Genomic DNA, 1,397 nt, shown 5'->3' on the forward strand with positions numbered 1-1,397 from the left:
GGTCGGGGCTTCCCTAGCGGTTTGTGCGGTTGTAGTAGGACCTATATGCGCACCTGGGGACTGCAATGCCGCTAGATCAAGAACCTCGAAACCAGATTCTTTCTTATTGTGATCGCGACATTGCTCCCGACACCATGGTCGCAGCGATGTTTGATTTCATCGAAGATGAGAAGCTGAAGGAACGTATTGAATCCGAGTTCTATGCGGCTCGTTATATCTACAAACTCGGCGAAGGTTTACAAGTAACAGAAAAGCGCCTTCATGCTCACGTTAAGTTCCAAATCGTTCAGTATGCGGGCATCTATGAAGCGATCATCGTTCACTTCTTGTGGTCAAAGTTTTCCGAACACCAAGCAGTAACCGATATCGAATTTCACACGGTTTTTAAGCGTGTTGGAGCCATTTCTAGCAACTTGCAATTATCGACCACGGGCGGCGAAGCCGTTGAACTTTGTATCCAAACTAGGCAGCGAACAAATCCGATTTCAATTAAGTTCGACGATAAGGTTGATGCTGCCGTCAAGATTGGCTTTGTCGATGCTGAGCTTGGCGAAGAGATAAAATCCTTCTATAAACTGCGCAATGCCATTCACCTTGAGAGCGCCATCAAGAACGGCGTCAAATATGAGCTCGCTAGTTCCCAACTAGCCTTTCGTCGATTTAAACCGTTCACCGAGGGTCTGCGTGGATTCTTGAGGGACGGCAAGCTCCCAAAAGGAGCAAGGCTGAAAAAGCCCAAGCTCGCTGCCGAGATCGTCGTATAAGTCGTTACTGCGCCGATCTCAGTTGGCCGCTGTGAGGGTGCGCCTTAGCAGGGTTTGCAACCGCTCGAAATAAGATTGCCTTCGACAACGTAGCAGACATCGTAACGGACACATTACGTGCCGGCGCACCGCAAACCCCTATAAAATTCCTATATCTTTCCCTCCCGCCTCGTCTCGAACCTTTATGGCGATCGGGTCCATATTTCGCTCCGCCACGAAGTTTTGATCGCCGTCACCACCAAGGTGACGAGCGTTCACATGCAGTTTTGATCCCGCCTACGTCAGGCCGGAAAAGAACGAGCGAAAACAAGGAACGCCAGCAATGGACCTCATAGTTCTCGGGATCGGGATTTTATTCTTCGCCTTGTCCTTGGCCTACGTCAGAGCCTGCGACAGAATCTGAGCGGAAGGGTCGGATCATGCTTTTCGATTACATACTCGGCGGCGCGGTGACTTTGTTCCTGCTTGCCTACCTCACCTACGCGCTCATTCGCCCAGAGCGCTTCTGACCGGCACGCGGAGAGCCCATCATGACCATAAATGGCTGGATACAGATCCTCGTCTATTGCGGGATCCTGCTTTTGCTTGTGAAGCCGCTCGGCGGCTACATGTACCGCGTCTTCAGCGGCGATC

The 1,397-nt window shown here is 51.2% G+C and carries 2 protein-coding genes; both read left to right on the forward strand.

Annotated elements, in window-relative coordinates:
* Positions 1-65: 65 nt before the first annotated feature.
* On the forward strand, positions 66-764 hold the full coding sequence (locus AC4FWB_RS34105; RefSeq protein WP_491030599.1) for a hypothetical protein: 699 nt from the start codon (positions 66-68) through the stop codon (positions 762-764).
* Between the two features lie 419 nt (positions 765-1,183).
* Positions 1,184-1,273, forward strand: a complete 90-nt coding sequence (locus tag AC4FWB_RS34110) for a K(+)-transporting ATPase subunit F (RefSeq protein ID WP_036257910.1) — start codon at positions 1,184-1,186, stop codon at positions 1,271-1,273.
* The last annotated feature ends 124 nt before the right edge of the window (positions 1,274-1,397 follow it).

Source organism: Mesorhizobium sp. LEGMi-168a (assembly GCF_058312955.1).